This window comes from Halosimplex pelagicum (genome assembly GCF_013415905.1).
Lineage (GTDB): Archaea > Halobacteriota > Halobacteria > Halobacteriales > Haloarculaceae > Halosimplex > Halosimplex pelagicum.
The window spans coordinates 2,137,599-2,153,980 of the sequence record NZ_CP058909.1; the positions used below are offsets into that span (position 1 = coordinate 2,137,599).

Here is a 16,382-nt window from a genome sequence, read left to right on the forward strand (position 1 = left end):
TCGTCACTCCCCGTCGCCGCGATTGTGGGTGATGGGGCTCGTAGAGACGATGAAGTTGTCATAGTCGATCTGTTCCTCGCGGTTGTGCGCGTAGGTCGGGTCCTGCCCGCCGCCGAAGAAAGACGAGAAGTAAAAGTAGTTGATGCCGAGCTTCGGGACATCGCGAAAGCGGAGTCCATTTTTCTCCAGTGCGTACTTCCCGTTGAACCACCCCTCAATTAGGCCGTCGTCCACGCCCTCCTCGCCCTCCGGTCCCGGGTCGTTCATTTTGACCCGGTGTTCGATCCAGTACCACTCGTCGTCGTGGAGCCGACGCCTGTTGTCCATCCCAAAGCCCTGGAACCAGGCGAAGTCGTCGCCGTACGTCCCGCGTTTATCCGGATGGTAGACGTACTGGACCAGTCGCCCGCCCCGGTCGGTGTATGGCGGCCGCCACATCATCCGGGCGCTCCAGCCGTTCTCACCGGTCGAGTCTCTCCCGCCCACGATGGCGTTCTCGCCGATGTACCCCATCAGTCCGGGAAGTTTGCCGCCGTCGTGATTCCACTCGAAACCCTCGCCGAACCGGACCTGGTAGGCCAGGTACAACTCGTCATGAATCTCATCGAACTCCAGCTCGAACTGCCCGCCGCCGTTACCGCTGCCGGTCCCTTCGAGGCCCTCGGCGTAGTGCGACGCCATGTACTTTCCCTCACTCTCCCGTTCCTCTATCGATAGGTAGTTGTAGTGCAGATCGAGGGCGTATCCGCCCCAGTCCTCCGAGGTCGGCCGATAGGAACCGAGTTCCATGTCGTCGAATGTGACCCGGAAAAGCTCGTCGTCACTCTCTTCGGGCATCCATTCCGCGCCGATCGGGTCCGTGAACGGAATCCGGTCGGTCTCCGTTTCGACCGTGTATTGGTATTCGGTGGTCGTCGCGGGCGCCTCGGTATCAGACGGCGTCGCGTCGTCTGGGGTCGCCGTGCCCCCGGAGGTCGTCGTGCGCTCGCCGTCGCCAGGAGCCGTCGTCGGGTCCTCGCCGTTACCGCCCTGGGAGCACCCGCTGAGCGAACTCGCACCGAGGGCACCGACGGCGGCCAGCACGGCCCGCCGCGTCATGGATCTGTTCCGTCCCGATTCTCCGCGTTCCAACTCACGAAACCCTCTCATTTTGTGGACTGGAAGGTATAAAGAAGGTGACTCAATAAGTGTTTTTTCTAGCACCGGCGACAACTGGAACACGGCACCAACCAATCGAACTATCCGACCGGTGTCAGCGGATGCCGGCCGTTGGCTGGTGTAATTCGACTGGAGACCGTAACCGGCGACCGCGTCGATCCCGCGAAATTTCCGAATAGTTAAGACCGTGTGTGCTGGTTTATGAGGTGTACACATGTCAGTCCCTGATGTGAGGCTACCAAGTGGCGACAAGATGCCAATCGTCGGTAAAGGCACCTGGAACCTCGACGACGACACGGTCCAGAGCTCGGTTCGAGCGGCGCTCGACGCTGGATACACGCACGTCGATACGGCCGAAGGATACGGTAATGAAGCCGCGATCGGTGAAGTGCTCGGCGAGTACGACCGCGACGAGATCTTCCTCACCTCAAAGGTCCTCCCGAAGCACCTCACCTACGACTCGCTCATCGAAGCCTGTGAAGACTCTCTAGAGCGATTGGGTACCGACTATCTCGACCTCTATCTGATCCACTGGCCGAACCCCGCCGTCTCGGTTCGCGAATCCCTCGACGCGATGGAAACGCTCCACGACCGGGGACTGATCCGAAACGTTGGCGTCTCGAACTTCAGTCCGTACCAACTGAGCTGCGCTCAGCACGTCAGCGACGTGCCGATCGCCGTCAACCAGATCGAGTACCACCCGTGGTTCCAGCGCCCGGACCTCGTCGATTACTGTTTCGACACCGACACCGTCATCGAAGCCGCCGCGCCACTCGCACGAACGGAGATCCTCGGCGACAGCACCGTTCAGGAGCTGGCCGAGAAGTACGACAAGACACCGGCGCAGATCGCCCTTCGCTGGGCTATCGAAAACGAGGTCGTTGTCCTGCCCAAGTCGACCTCGGCCGGACACATCGATCAGAACATCGAGCTGTTCGGTTTCAAACTCGACGACGAGGACCGCAAGCGCCTGAACGACCTTGATCGCGACGAGCCGGTCTACGACACACCGACGAAAGACTGGACAAGCGGCACCTACGGCATCTCCCAGTAGTCCGAGCGAGCTCGAATACCCGAGTGTTAGACTGAACCCCCTACTTCGGGTTCGGTCGCGGGAGCCGGCTCCGATTCATACAGAATAAGGAATAAGACGCCGGAAGCGACCATCACGCCCGCTGCCATGGCGAACGCAGCGGCGTATGAGACTGAATCGAGGAGCCCACCGACCGCGACCGGGCCGATCATGCTCCCGAACTGCCAAGATAGCGAGCGAAGCGAGAGTGTCGCCGCAGTTGCATCGTAGTGTTTTCCCTCTTCGACGAATAGCGACAGGCTAGTCGGGATACGGAGACTGTCGGCGGCGCCCAGTATCGTATACGAGAGAAATAAAACGAGAAACGGCGGTGTGAGCGTGAACTGGCGGTTGAACACTGCAACGACCAGCGGTTCAAATACCCCAGAGGCGGCCGACGCGAGGGGGATAGCTGCTGTTCCCACGGCATACAGGATCGTGCCAGCGAACACGAACCAGGATCGGTAGCCGATCCGGTCGCTCACCGTCCCGACGTATCCCTGCATGACCGACTTAGTCAGTTTCCCACCGACCAGGATGGCGCCGATCATCAGCGGGTTCATATCGAACTGGATCCGCGCGAAGATCGGGAGAAAGAGAATCACGGCCATCTTCCCGAAACTGAACGTGAACCGGAAGACAACCAGCGAGCGGATGGCGCTGCGACCGAGGAGCAACCGGAGCGTCTCCAGCCCCCCGGTCTCGTCGGGCTCCGCCCGTCCACCGGGGTCGTCTCGGAGGAAGACGAACACCAGCACGAGCGAGCCGCCGGTCACGACGACCAGCATGGCGTACGCGACGGTGAACCCGTAGAGATATAGCAACGCACCGCCCACGAGGTCCCCCAGCAGGCCCGACAGCGCGTACGACTGGTTGTACGTGCCGATCCACAGCCCCTGCTCGTCGTCGGGCGCGATGTTCCCCACGACGGCCGTCCCCGTGATGAGCAACAGCGTCGATCCGATCCCCTGGAGGACCCGGAGGACGAGGACGTGAGCGGCGCTCTCGACGAATGTGAACCCGATCAGGACGACCCCGTTGATCGCCAGCCCCCAGAGCAGGTAGTGCTTCGAGTTCCCGATGTCGATATAGCGACCGACTGGCAACACGAGGACGAACCGCGTCAACGCGAACGCGGTCCCGAACAGGCCGGCGACGATCCCCGAGACGCTGAACGCGTCGGCGTAGAGAGCCAGTGCCAGCAGGATCGTCGCATACGCGAGTCCGCCGGCGAACCGGGCGCTCGCGATAGCGAGGAACTCCGGGTTTCGCAGGAGACCCAGCTGCGTGTGGCGGGCGTCGTCTCCGGTCACCGAACTCACCGGACCTCACTGTCGGCGGGTCCTCGCTCGTCACTCACGCCAGAGATGCGTGCTATCCGGCCGCCATCCTCCTGTGCGATCGGCTGCTGGTCCGCCGCAACACCGATGGGGCCACCGGGGAAGACTGGCTCATTGCCCCGATGGGACGCGGCGGCGACATCGTCGAGCAGTGCCTCGGGCACGGCCACCGAGATCCCAACGAGCGGCAGGGCCTCGCGACTGATCTCGAATTCCACGACGAGTCCCATGGCGTCTGGTTTGCAAGCGTCGCTCATACGCACACCGATACCGTCCCCGCGACCCGAACAGGGCCTGACCGACCGGAAGCCCGGTGAGGCTATAGATGCCGGGATCGTTCGTCGGAACTCACGCTCCAGTGAGCGATTATGACAGAGAGAACGCGAACAGTCGCCCCTCGGGTCTGCCCGTGACGTACATCACATCGCCCAGCAAGGTCGGTCCCAGCGGATAGTTCCACAGCTCGCGGTACTCCCTGTCCGCGTACCCCTGCTCGGCAGCCCAGGTCGACATCGAGAGGCGCCACCGCTCGCGGCCGTCCGCTAGATCGACTGCCAGAACGTAGTCGCCGACGACGGAGTAGACAGTGTCGGCCACCACAGCCGGGGTCGAGACCTGCAGGAGGGTGTCCAGGCTGACGATCCACACCGACGACTGGTCGTCGACGGCGATCGCCTCGATCAGAACCGGCTGGTCGCCACCGCCGCCGTGTTCGACGAGGAGTTTCCCGTCGGCGTACGCCGGGGGTGCGGCCGCCCGGCCGGCGAGGTCGACGTGCCACGCGACCTCGCCGGCGTCACGGTCGATAGCGTAGATCCGCGAGAGCCCGTCCCACAATCGGCCGCCGTTCCCGTCGCTGTCCCCACCGTCGACGGCGCCGAAGCTGGGATCCTCGGCCCGGACGAACACATGGTCCGGACCGACGACAGGGTACCCGAGGAGCGACCAGTCGTCTTCGAGGTCCATCGCTACGCTCCAGTCGGGCGCGCCGTCGGTCCGGTCGAGGGCCAGCACGCGACGCGGACCCTCGCCTGACGACACGGTCTGGACGGTCAGGACGCGACCGTCAGTGACGGCCGGTACGCCGGCTTGCACCCCCTCCGACGCACCGCCCGAGAGTGCTGTCAGTTCTGTGAGCGCTGTTTCCCAGTTCACGGACGGTTCCGAGTAGTCGACGCTCGCGATCCCGGCGTCCGTCGGGAGATACAGGTTCGACCCGTCCAGCGTCACCGCGTGCGCGTCCCGCCCAACCATCACGTCTATCGAGTGTCGAACCGCACCGTCGGCGGGGTCCAGCACGTGGATCCAGTCTCCGGCGTCGACGACGACAACGGCGGACGGGTCCGCCGCGACGACCCGCCCCGACACGGTCGACTGCCGCCAGCGGTGGTTTCCTCCGGCCGTGATCGATGTCGGGACACCGTCGCTGTCGTGGTAGTAGAGGTGGTCGATGCCGAACACCGCGGTCACGGGCGGATGCCGAGCGTACGTCCAGCGGACCCCGACGCCCCCGCCAGCCTCGGTAGCCTCCTCGTCCGGGCCGAGAGCGCTCCCAACCCGGTCGGCGTCGGGAACCCGGTTCGTCTTGTGCGCGTCGTAGCCGACCTGCGTCCACGCCGCCGGCCCGCGGAACTCGCTCGCACCTGTCTTCTCGGTCTCGATCCACCCCGTCGGAGTCGGGTCTGCATCGCTTCCTTCAGTCCCAATGGAGTTTCCGGATTCCGGAGGGTCCCGGACATCGCTCTCCGTGTCAGCGCGATTCGCGCCGGTCCCGACGCACCCGGCCCACACCATAGTCAGGGCCGAGCTGCTGGTCGCGACGAACTCGCGTCGTCTCATATCACACGACAGTTGGGACTCGTTTAAGTGTATTTTCCAGACAGCTTGTTTGGACAGTACGTACTCTTTCATTGACATGGGGCGCCACTCGCCGCTATTTTTATGCACTCGTTCGGACAATCGAGGGACGATGGAGATAACCGAGATCGAGACGTTACTGGCAGACAAACTGCTGTTCGTCCGTGTCCACACCGACGAGGGGATCGTCGGTGTCGGCGAGTCTGGGACGTGGGCGTATCTGGAGACGTCCGCCGCGGCCGTCGAGACGTTCGCGGAGTACCTCGTCGGGAAGGACCCCCGGCGGATCGAACACCACTGGCAGTACATGTACCGGCGGTTCCACTTCCGCGGCGCGGCGCTCATGGGCGCGCTGAGCGCGATCGACCTCGCGCTCTGGGACATCAAGGGGAAGTACCACGGCGTCCCCGCCTACGAACTGCTCGGCGGGAGCTGTCGCGGCAAGGCGCGGGTCTACGCGACAGTCAAGGGCGACACGACCGAGAAGCTACTGGACAGGTGCACGGCCGCGGCGGACGCCGGGTTCACGGCCGTCGGCCACCTCTCGCCGTTCCTCGACGAGTCCCGCGACGAGCCGTACTTCGAATCGCACGTCGAGATGATACGGACCGCTTCGGATCGAGTCCGGCAGTTCCGTGAGACCGTCGGCGACGACGTCGACCTGTGCATCGAGATCCACCGCCGCCTTGACCCCCACGAGGCCGTCACGCTCGCCCGGGAGATCGAGCAATATCATCCGATGTTCTACGAGGACCCGGTCCGCCCCGACAACATCGACGCGATGGCGAAGGTAGCCCGGAAGACCGAACTTCCCATCGCGACCGGCGAACGCCTCCACACGATCCACGAGTTTGAGATGCTGCTCGACCGCGACGCGGCCGACTACGTACGCCCGGACATCTGTATGGTCGGCGGCCTCAGCCAGGCGAAGAAGATCGCCGGCATCGCGGAGGCGAACTACGTCGGCGTCGTCCCCCACAACCCGCTGGGCCCCATCAGCACCGCCGCGTGCCTGCAGCTCGCGGCCTGTATCCCTAACTTCGCCATCCAGGAGTTCCCGTACCGGCCCGAACGCGACGCCGCACCCGGTGAGGACCTCGTCGTGGATCCCCCGACACACCGCGATGGATTCATCGAGATACCGGACGAACCGGGCCTCGGGGTGGAACTCGACATCGACGAGGTCGCCGACCGCCCGTTCGAGGGACGGGAGTTCAAAACTCGACTCCACGAGGATGGGTCCGTTATCGACCAGTAAGTGGGCGTCAGCTGCGTCCGCGCTCTCGATGAGAGCCACCGGTTGCCCGGGAGACTGCGCAGCCGCCTCGCACGTCATCAGTGTAGCACAGGGGAGGAGCCAACTCAGAACGACCGATCCGAGAGTACCTGTTCGGGAAGCGAGCGCCGAGCGAGACTGATTCGATCGTGGACATCGTCAACGGAGATGTCGAGCACGTCGGAAATAGTATCTGACGGGACATCGGTCTGATACAGGACGAGAACCTCAGCGGTGCGGATATCGATGGCGCCCCGGGTCACTTCGCGTAGTTCTTGGGCACAAGCACGCCACGTGGTGTCTTCCTCCGGTTCCGAAATATCGAGCTCCCGGATCTCGTCCATCCGCATGGTCTGGTAGGCAATCTCGGCAGACTGTGGGAAGGAGCCGTGGTCTTCGGTGTACAGAACGCAGGCAGTCTCATCGATGACCGTCTCCGGGTCGTCGACGGTGGTCTCGATGTCCCACGTCGTCCCCATCCAGGTCAGCTCGTCAATTTCGAGGGAGAGAGACGCTTCATCTTCCTCATCGATGCCGAGCTGGAACACGAGAGCGCGCTCCCGCATGCGCTCGTAGTCGTTGTCGGTGTCGATGCCAATGACGCTGACACCCTCGTCTGTGAACTCTGAGATGATGTCTGTCAGTCGTTGCATATCACGGACCCAACTCCGCCGAGCGGAGGCAAAACCCTTGCGGCGGCCGGTCACCGGATTGAGACCGGCCACAGCGACGAGGGACGCCCTGTCCACAACAGGCCGTGCGGTGCCGGCTGGACACAAGCGGAGCGGTCAGGCTTCCGGTTACTCGATCCGGTAGCGCTCCAGTGCTTCCTCGTCGATATCGATCCCCAGTCCCGGGCCATCGGGGACCGCTAGCTCCCCGCCACGCGGGTCGAGGGGGTCCTCGAGTAACTCGTCGCGAAGCGGATTCGGGCTTCGGTCGAACTCGAAGGGCAAGAGTACGGGAACGTTCTCCGAATGAGGGTACGTCGTCAGGCTGGCATAGAAGTGCAACGCCGCAGCGACGCCGACGCCACCGTTCCAGACGTGCGGGCAAACGGGGATGTTCTCCGTCGCAGCGAGCTTGGCGATGAACCTGGCCTCCGAGAGCCCGCCGATACGACCGATGTTCGGCTGGACGATGTCGACGAGGCGCTCGTCGAGCAGTTGCTTGTACTCGAAGCGACCGTAGTGGGCCTCCCCCGCGGCGACCGGGATATCGAGTTCGGGCGTCAGCTGTCGATATCCAGAGAGGTTCTCGGCAGGGACCGGCTCTTCGACCCACGTGAGGTCATATTTCTCCAGCGCCGCGACGGATCGCCGTGCCTGCTTGGGGGTGTAGTTGCCGTTGAAGTCGACCATGATCTGTGTCTCGTCCCCCAGGATTTCGCGAGCGGTCGAAACGCGGTCGATGTCGTCCTCGACTCCCCGTCCGATCTTGAGTTTGACCGCCGTAAACTCCTCGTCGGCGGCCGCCCGCATCGGCTCTTCGATGTCCTGGCCCCAGGAAGTGAAATACCCGGTCGAAGCATAGGGGACGACCGACGAGACATCCCCGCTACCGAGGAGTCGCGTGACGGATTCGCCGGTCAGTTTTCCGAGGATGTCCCAGAGGGCGATGTCAACCCCGCTGATGGCGCTCTGGACGAAGGGGCCGTCGGCGAAGTGATAGTCCACCAGACTCCCGGTGTAGCTGTCCGTCACGAGCGATTCGACCTGGTAGGGATCCATGCCGACGATCTCGTCGGCCAGGAGTTCGTCGATCGCCGTCGCGACGGTTCGCGGCGGTGCGAACGCCTCGCCCCAGCCGACGAGTCCGTCCTCGGTCTCGGCCCTGACGAGCGTCGTGAATCGCGTATCGGTCTTGCCGCGTGAGCTTCCCAGCGCTCGACCGTCGAGGGAGTGTGATAGCGGTATCGCGTCGATGGTCTGGATAGTCACAGCACGATCTTAGAACGCTCGGGCATATCTCTTACTAGGAACCACGGAGAGAGATCGACTCACCGCTTCGATACCCAGGATTGGTGGCTACGCGTTGCCGGGTTACTTATCGCCGTTTGCGCTCTTTTGGTCGACTGGCATTTCCTCCTCGTTGGATCCCCCGGGGTCGCGTATCCGCGGCATCATCCTGTAGCGGAAGTAGATCGTCCAGAAGGCCGCGATCGTGGCAACGACACCGACCACGAACAGGCGATTCCCGACTTCGAGTCTCCCTACTACGGCGGCACCACTGTACACGACACCGAAGTTGTAGAGCAGGACAGTCCAGTCCGTTCTCTTGAGCGGCATAGTTTCCCATACGCAACTGCGTGCTTAAACCCGGCGCTAGAAGTCCCGAACCAAAATAAGACAGTATAGCACGTTTAGTGGGTCACTGGTTAGTGAAGGGCCAAGCCGAACCAGGGGTTTTGCGCGATATCACTCCGGTTTCCCTGCGTAGTTGACATACGACTCGAGAACTGAGGAGGCGTTCTCAGTCACCGAGGCCCCGTGATACACGAGTCCAACATCGAAGGAGAACTCGACGAGAGTCTCTAGACTCTCTTTGGCCTGTATGAGGTTCTGAGAGTGATGGGCCGGTGGAAGGTGGAAGTAGCCGTCCGGGAGCCCGTACCGATCCGCACCAGAGACTGCGTCACCCAGAACGGCAATTCCGGCATCGTCGTCGATCAGTGAGTGATGGTCAGGTTCGTGACCAGGCGTGTGGACCGCAGTGTACGGTCCGATCTGGTCCCCATCTCCATATCGATAGTCGGGTTCAACATCGAGTTCCTCCACTGTCTGCTCCGGGACCCACGTCTCAGCGTCGTACTTGTTTGCGATGGTGTCGAACCCCCCGATGTGGTCATCATCGCCGTGCGTGATGACGATACGTTCCGGATCGACACCAACCTCTGTGATAGCGTCGATGACGGAGTCCGTCGTCTCTTCGAACCCAGTGTCGAAAAGCGTTGGAGTCTCATCACTCCGGAAGAACGCCCGGAACCGGTTACCATCGCGTTTGAGGCAGGTGATATCGTACACCTCGGTGACGATCTCGGTAGGCATACGCGCCAAATTGACGACTGGTGATAAAATTCTACCGTAGCCAGATTGGAGTAGTCCCCCCAGACGAGCGATGCTCTCCGGCTAGCCAGGACTTCAAGACAGAACGGCAGTAGACAATGGTAAGCGAGAATCGCGAGCGACGGAGTCCTTTCCGACCAGAGGTATACGTTTGAGTGACAACGGAGTGTCCCGGACCCACTCCAAGCGATGATTCAGACCCGTCCGTTACTGGCAGCCGTTATAGACGAGAGATACCAGAGAGGGGGGGAGCCGAAGACTAGCCGTGAGGCCTCAACGGGCCTCACAGCCAGCAAGGCCGCGGTGAAAACCGAACAGAGCCCCGAATCGAACGTGGCAACGTTGACAGTGGTTCGGCGGGCACACCGCAGGCCTGTAGTACACAGCGAGTGGGTCTGCGCTTGTGTAGGGTTGGCTGGCGATCTCACATCTGTCCCGCGTGGGGTTCGGGACAATTGTGTGGTTACTATGCATCCATAAATAAGTATTGGTTGGTAGTTGACAGGATTTACTGGCGACCTTTCGACCCACTAGAAAGAGGAGACAATCCACGCGGATACAATGTTCCACTATACGGGACGATTGAACTGGGAGAATAACTCTGCTCAGCTGGAGAGATAGTCACTGAATCACCTAAACTTTCAGAATTAACCAAAGCACGTAGCAAGTGGCCAAAATCGAAATGAGTCCTAACGAGCAGCCCTCAACACGTGGAGTTCTACTATCCCGCTATGCGGGACAACATTGGTGCCCAGAGAGGATAATCAGTCCATACCTGAGACCAGAGAACCATTGAAAATTGAACACTGGCCGCCAGGTCTGATCAAAGTATAAACGCAGATCTCGATCATAGATACGCTTCTCCAACGCGAATATTACAATATTAGTATCGTAATCTACCGAGCGGGGAAGCCGATCACATGTTGAAAGGTAATATTACACTATTAGTACTGTAATCTACTGAGCTGGGAAGCCGATCACATGTTGAAAGGTAATATTACACTGTTAGTACTGTAATCCTTTTTCAAACTCCATGCCTAATACCGGTCACTGTCTTCAACACGGCCGCCCCAGGAGCGCAGACAAGAGTACGTACACAACCGAGAATTACAGTACTCAACACTTCCAGAGCATACGCTGATGTGAGGGCCCGATCGCAAATGTATCCCCATAGAGGACGCGACGCTATTGAATCGAGTTTGAGTACTGAATGGGAGGAACCGTCTTTCCAAGTTCTGGGGTGTCTCACCCGCTGCCGCACAAGACTGAGGAGTGACGACAGCTCCGGCTTCGCTTGCACAAGATCACGATCTAAAGGCCCGTTGGGTCTCATTTGGACAGGCCAAGCGCAAAGGCGCTATGGCGCCACCCAACAAAATCATATCGTGGAGATCTCGCCAATAACCTCTTAGATCGAAATATCTCTTTCACCATACTGTTCCTCTATGCGGGAAAGAATTCCACGCGATAGTCAAAGATGACTTAGATCAATGAAACAGGTTCAGCGATCATCAACAGTTGTGTGAGACTAAATCAGGACCAACAAAAAGCAACACCCCGAGAATTTCCAAGTCGCACGAATTAATGAGGGTTCAGTATCCAATGTTCAGATAGGTTTCTGGATGGTTGTTCCGAACCAGTGGCAGGTCCAGTAGGCGGATGAATGCGCGTTCCGAACCAGACACTTCGACTGGAGGTTTTCATCGAGATAGCGATGATAAACGTACAACGCTCATGCGTAGCACGTTGTTGATTTCACAGCGTCGCTTGGACAGCGTGTTTGAGAGCATCTCGCCCTGGTTTCCGGTATAGTTCTCGGCGGAGTTGGAACGCTCTGAGATACTGTGTCAGCTTGTCCTTCGAGATACCGCGGTGGGGCGAGAGCCACCGTCGCGTCAGCGACGTGTGGCTCTCGCAGGTGTTGACGTGAACTTCCTCATCGGCGTATTCGCCGTCGCCGTGGACGACGTATTCGCGGTCGAATGCGTCGTCCGCTTCGAGCGGTTCGTACGCTCGAAAGCCGTCGGTATAGACCGTGATCGACTCCTCTTTGCGGTCAGCAAGCAGGAGTCGAATCGTCGATTCGTCGGCGGCTTTCGCTGGAATCACGTACCGCTGTCCGGTCCCACGATCAGCGATTATGAACACGGGTGGCTTGTCGCCATCGTACGAACCACGCCCGCGCGTGGACAGGCCACGCGAGCGCGACTCTTGGTCACGCTCGCGGCCTTTCTTCCCCGCGTTGACGTACACTTCGTCGATTTCGACCGGTCCAACCAGATCGAGAGAGGGCGCATCGACCGCTCTGGCAAAGCGCTCGATGCGCCGCTGGATCGTCTTGTGTGTCACGTCGATTTCGCACTGTAGTTGCCGGAGGCTCGTGTTAAACCGGAGAAACGCGTAGATCGAGAACAACCACCGGCGGAGCGCAATCTTCGAGTGAGCGAAGATCGTGCCCGTCTTGTCGTTGAACGTGCGGTCGCAATTCTTACAGAGATACCGTTGAAACTCTCTGTAGCTGCCGTTTCTGACCGTGCGGTCAGAACGGCAGCGAGGACAGGTAACACCGTCACGCCAGCGAACCTGTTGGAGCAGGTCCGCTGCGACCGATTCCGACCCGAACACATCTAGCGGAATCATTCGTGTCGGGCACCGCTGACGCGGTGCCCTTGTCCTCTTCGACTCCACAGCGACCGCTCAGGAGTATCAACAATCTCCTACGGATGAGCGAAACGTACAAAACCAACTGGTAGAAGAACGCGAATTTTAAGCGATAGAACAGGCATAGTACGCGAATAGAGGTCGATAGAGGTCAATGTTTTAACGTTGCAGTATATACCCAAGATATGGCCGGTAGCGATCAGAATACCATAGATCAATCTACCACACATAAGGACACTTGTTTTCAATCCGGAAAGAAATTCGAACAGACACGAGAAGACACGAACAAAAACAGAGGGACGAATCAGGGAGACGTGGATTCCAACCAACGTGGTCGCCGGTCTATTCAGCAGTTGCTCGGTGACGAGGGGAAAGCGTCTGTTTTCGCTGATCCGGAGCTCGTGCAGTCGGAGACATGCGTCGACGAAGGCCGGATCGTCGGGCGTGATGACCAACTTGAGTCTGTAGTTTCGTGTCTGAAGCCAGCTCTTCAGGGCAGGAACCCCGCAAATATGCTGTTACACGGCCCCGCTGGAACGGGCAAGTCTCTTCTTATTCGCGCTGTCGCACAGCAGATAGGCAAACTCTGCCAGCTGAAGGGAGAACGGTTCGAGATAGTATCCACCAATTGCCGTTCGATCAACACGCTGGATCAAGCAGTCTACGAGCTCGTCCGAACCGCTGCGGAAGATTGCGACACCGAGATCGGAGTTCCGGAAATAGGTGTCTCAACGAGACAGAAATACCGACGGTTGTACGAGCTCATCGAGAATTACTACGACACGGTTATATTCGTTCTTGACGAGATCGACCTCTTAGTGGGCCAACAAGCAAACGACGGGCCCGCGTATTCGAAGATACTCCGTGAACTATCACGAGCAGGTAGCACTGGTGAGATCGAGGGGCATGCATCGGTTGCTGCACTGACTAGGGACCCGTCGTTCATCGAAAATCTCGACGGGCGCACCGAAAGTACGTTCGATCCCCGAGACATCCCCTTTCCGGACTACGACGACGCTCAGTTGCGTGAGATCCTCGAGAAACGCCGTGACGCGTTTCGCCGAGATGCACTTGAGGATGGCATAATTCCGCTTATTGCAGCGCTTGCAGCACAAAGCTCTGGTAGCGCCAGAACTGCGATCAACCTGTTCCGGAGTGGCGGCGATCTCGCCGATAAATGGAACGAGAAGACGGTTACAAAGAACCACGTTCGCGAGTCTTGGGAGACACTCGATAAAGAGGGCTCTTTGAAGATTATAGAAGAACTATCGATTCAAAAAAAGGCGTCCCTGTATGCGACTGCATCTATCGCCTGCCACTCTCCCTGTTCACGAGCGACAGCTCCGAGTCCAATCGGGTTCAAACTCTATCAGTGGGTCGCCGGCCAGCTCGATGTTGACCAGATGACTCGCGAGACGTATGTGAAATATATGAAGAAGATGTCCTCATATGGACTGGTATCATCCTCCCGAAAGAGCCGTGGTCGGGGTGGTGGTGTGTACATGGAGTTTTCTTTTTCAGAGGACCCAAAAGCAATCGTGGACCGCATCGTCGACGGTTCACGTATAAGATCAATAGCCGAACAAGAACAGCATCTCCAGAAAACTATCAGTACTCTATTAGACAAGTTCCACGAATAGTGTGACGAACATAGAGTCCTCGATCACGGCATCATATAGTTTCGAACAAACTCGAGTAAGGGTTGTCCATCCAAGAGGTGGCTGATTATCCGAGGGTCTGATATCCTTCCACGACTAAACAGCAGTTTCGGATTCGATCGCTGGAATTTCCGACAAAAAGTTCGATTATCAGCACTGCTCAAGATCGATTCTGCTGCATGGATAGTGTGGTCACCGCTGGAATAGTACCCGAGACATCAAACGACTGCTTCCCGCTCGTTTGAGAGTCGCATTGAGGCGTGAGAGCTGAGGGCTCTCACAGTCACTGTTCCTTTGGAATGCCAGAGAGGTGGATACGCCGTAGTCAGGGGCGGCCCCTGACAAGAGTCATGGTTCGAACACGTATACGGCGGATGTATCCACCCAGATGTCACTATTTTGACAGTGGGCCCCGTATGGGTGCATGGGGCATGGTTTGCGAGCGGTTCGGGTGTCTCCGAGGTGGGGAGACATTTTGTGTGACTGGCCCAAAAATAATAAATCTTTCTTTTTAAATCACTCAAATCATCGATTAAAAATACCGCAAATTACTTAAAAGGATTTGAGATACGAGTGTGTGACGGACTCGAAGCAGCGGCTAAATATCATATATGATTTTTTTTACCCATTCTTTTATTACCATGAATGTGCCTCTCTTTGCCATGATTGAGTTGATTTATTCAAAGGTCCGGGAACAGCGGCTGATAAGCCCGTTGCTCAAAAATAAAGCAGAAGAGAGTACAAACAGCGAACGATCTCAGGCAAAATCAAACGCCCAAAATCCAGTCTCAACTGATGGTGGCACGGAACTTTCGTCTAAGAGGGGTTCCAATGGAACCACTGGGCAGTCAGCAGACACTAACATTGACTTTGATGATGAAAAGTTACTCAATGGAATCGGACTACCTTTGTTTATGCTCGACGCCAGTGGGTCGTGTATCGCCTGGAATGAAAGTATAGAACAGTTGGCTGGAGTGGCCCAAACAGAGGTGAAACGGGACACGTCCATTGCCGAAGCACTCTACTCCACAGTAAGTGCAGAGCCGACGCTCGCCGAACGGGTGCTCCAAGCACCCGACCACGCTCACGACGCGTCTGATGTAACGGTAGCAGACGGCGACCTCTCCGTCTACGAAACCGAACGGCGGGTGTCGATGCCAGACGGGTCAGACCGTCATTACGAGTGTTCTGCCCGTCCACTTTATCAGGATGGGCAACTCGCAGGTGTACTTCAGACCGTCCAAGAACGGACTGATGAAGTCCGACGTCACGACACTATCTCATCGCTGGTCGAAGAATTGATCGCCACGTTCGAAGCGATCGCTGCAGGGGATCTCGAAGCACGAGCGGAGTTCAATCAACGTACTGACGCAGTCGATCAAGAACTGTTCGCTGTCATCGATGAGGTCAACAGGATGGCTGACCAACTAGAATCGCTCGCAGAGAGAGTTGAAGCACAGACCGAGACGCTCGCCGAATTGGGGGAAGAGTCAGCCGAGGCTGCAGCCCGGATCGACACACACGTCGCCGAACAACGCGATCTCCTCGGCTCCGCTGGTGCCGAGATGGAGGAGTTCTCAGCCAATATGGAGGAGGTCGCAGCGAGTGCGGATGAGATCGCGGCCGCAGCCGATGATGCTCAGACAGCAGCCGAGGAGGGCAGAGAAGCAGGCGAACGTGCCCGCGAGGCTACCGATTCCGTCACCGAGACCAGCGACGAGCTAGTCGACACGGTTCAACAACTCGAAGCCAGTATCACAGACGTGGAAACGATGCTCGAGGTGATTGACGACGTTGCCGAGCAGACGAATCTGCTCGCGTTGAACGCGTCGATCGAATCTGCCCGGGCCGGCACGGCCGGCGACGGGTTCGGCGTCGTCGCCGACGAGATCAAAGAACTCGCCGCGGAAACCCGAGAACACACCGAAGCGATCGACGAGAGCGTAGGTACGATCCAGTCACAGGCGGAGACTGCGACGAGCGCGGTCGAGCAGTCGCACTCGCAAGTCACCCAAACAAGCGAGCAAATCGACTCGGCGCTTGCCTCACTCGATGAGATCGCCAAAGCCGTCGATGAGACTGCCGTCGGGATCCGTGAAGTAGCCGACGCCAACGACGCCCAGGCCACCGCAGTCCAAGACGTCCTCGGCATTATCGAGGATGCCAGAGAGCAGGCAGACCACGTCGAAGACGCGAGCGATGAAATCGTCGTACTCGTTGAGAATCAGCAATCTGGCATCGAAGAGTTGCAGGAGCGCGTCCGATCGCTCAGCCAAACCGAGTAGGATTTGTTAC

At 58.9% G+C, this 16,382-nt stretch carries 13 protein-coding genes; 4 read left to right on the top strand and 9 right to left on the bottom strand.

Going from position 1 to position 16,382, the window contains the following annotated elements:
- Positions 1-3: 3 nt before the first annotated feature.
- Positions 4-1,221 carry a polysaccharide lyase gene (locus HZS54_RS10500; protein ID WP_179922492.1) on the bottom strand — a complete coding sequence of 406 codons (1,218 nt, stop codon included), beginning with the start codon at positions 1,219-1,221 and terminating at the stop codon, positions 4-6.
- Positions 1,222-1,372: 151 nt separating this feature from the next.
- Here HZS54_RS10500 and HZS54_RS10505 point away from each other — a divergent pair, with 151 nt between their 5' ends.
- Positions 1,373-2,212: an aldo/keto reductase gene (locus tag HZS54_RS10505; protein WP_179922493.1), complete on the top strand. Its 840-nt coding sequence runs from the start codon at positions 1,373-1,375 to the stop codon at positions 2,210-2,212.
- Between the two features lie 26 nt (positions 2,213-2,238).
- Here HZS54_RS10505 and HZS54_RS10510 read toward each other — a convergent pair whose 3' ends face one another.
- The 3 genes from HZS54_RS10510 to HZS54_RS10520 form a co-directional block, all read right to left on the bottom strand.
- Positions 2,239-3,543, bottom strand: a complete 1,305-nt coding sequence (locus HZS54_RS10510) for an MFS transporter (RefSeq protein ID WP_179922494.1) — start codon at positions 3,541-3,543, stop codon at positions 2,239-2,241.
- 5 nt (positions 3,544-3,548) lie between these two features.
- Positions 3,549-3,800, bottom strand: a complete 252-nt coding sequence (locus tag HZS54_RS10515; RefSeq protein ID WP_179922495.1) for a hypothetical protein — start codon at positions 3,798-3,800, stop codon at positions 3,549-3,551.
- A gap of 136 nt (positions 3,801-3,936) precedes the next feature.
- Entirely contained in the window at positions 3,937-5,409 is a 1,473-nt protein-coding gene (locus HZS54_RS10520) for an outer membrane protein assembly factor BamB family protein (RefSeq protein ID WP_179922496.1), read from the bottom strand.
- A gap of 130 nt (positions 5,410-5,539) precedes the next feature.
- On the opposite strand from HZS54_RS10520, the gene dgoD reads away from it, so the two are divergent.
- Positions 5,540-6,685, top strand: coding sequence for a galactonate dehydratase (gene dgoD, locus HZS54_RS10525; RefSeq protein WP_179922497.1), 1,146 nt, complete (start codon positions 5,540-5,542; stop codon positions 6,683-6,685).
- Positions 6,686-6,789: 104 nt separating this feature from the next.
- On the opposite strand, the gene HZS54_RS10530 is transcribed toward dgoD, so the two are convergent.
- The 5 genes from HZS54_RS10530 to HZS54_RS10550 form a co-directional block, all read right to left on the bottom strand.
- Complete coding sequence (locus HZS54_RS10530; RefSeq protein ID WP_179922498.1) at positions 6,790-7,356, bottom strand: hypothetical protein; 567 nt, start codon at positions 7,354-7,356, stop codon at positions 6,790-6,792.
- A gap of 147 nt (positions 7,357-7,503) precedes the next feature.
- On the bottom strand, positions 7,504-8,643 hold the full coding sequence (locus HZS54_RS10535; RefSeq protein ID WP_179922499.1) for a mandelate racemase/muconate lactonizing enzyme family protein: 1,140 nt from the start codon (positions 8,641-8,643) through the stop codon (positions 7,504-7,506).
- A 102-nt stretch (positions 8,644-8,745) separates the two neighbouring features.
- Positions 8,746-8,991, bottom strand: coding sequence for a DUF8074 family membrane protein (locus tag HZS54_RS10540; protein WP_179922500.1), 246 nt, complete (start codon positions 8,989-8,991; stop codon positions 8,746-8,748).
- 129 nt (positions 8,992-9,120) lie between these two features.
- Complete coding sequence (locus HZS54_RS10545) at positions 9,121-9,750, bottom strand: MBL fold metallo-hydrolase (RefSeq protein ID WP_179922501.1); 630 nt, start codon at positions 9,748-9,750, stop codon at positions 9,121-9,123.
- A gap of 1,773 nt (positions 9,751-11,523) precedes the next feature.
- Positions 11,524-12,408, bottom strand: a complete 885-nt coding sequence (locus HZS54_RS10550) for an IS1595 family transposase (RefSeq protein ID WP_179922502.1) — start codon at positions 12,406-12,408, stop codon at positions 11,524-11,526.
- Between the two features lie 374 nt (positions 12,409-12,782).
- On the opposite strand from HZS54_RS10550, the gene HZS54_RS10555 reads away from it, so the two are divergent.
- On the top strand, positions 12,783-14,069 hold the full coding sequence (locus HZS54_RS10555) for an AAA family ATPase (RefSeq protein WP_179922999.1): 1,287 nt from the start codon (positions 12,783-12,785) through the stop codon (positions 14,067-14,069).
- Between the two features lie 680 nt (positions 14,070-14,749).
- Complete coding sequence (locus HZS54_RS10560; protein WP_179922503.1) at positions 14,750-16,372, top strand: methyl-accepting chemotaxis protein; 1,623 nt, start codon at positions 14,750-14,752, stop codon at positions 16,370-16,372.
- Positions 16,373-16,382 lie beyond the last annotated feature (10 nt).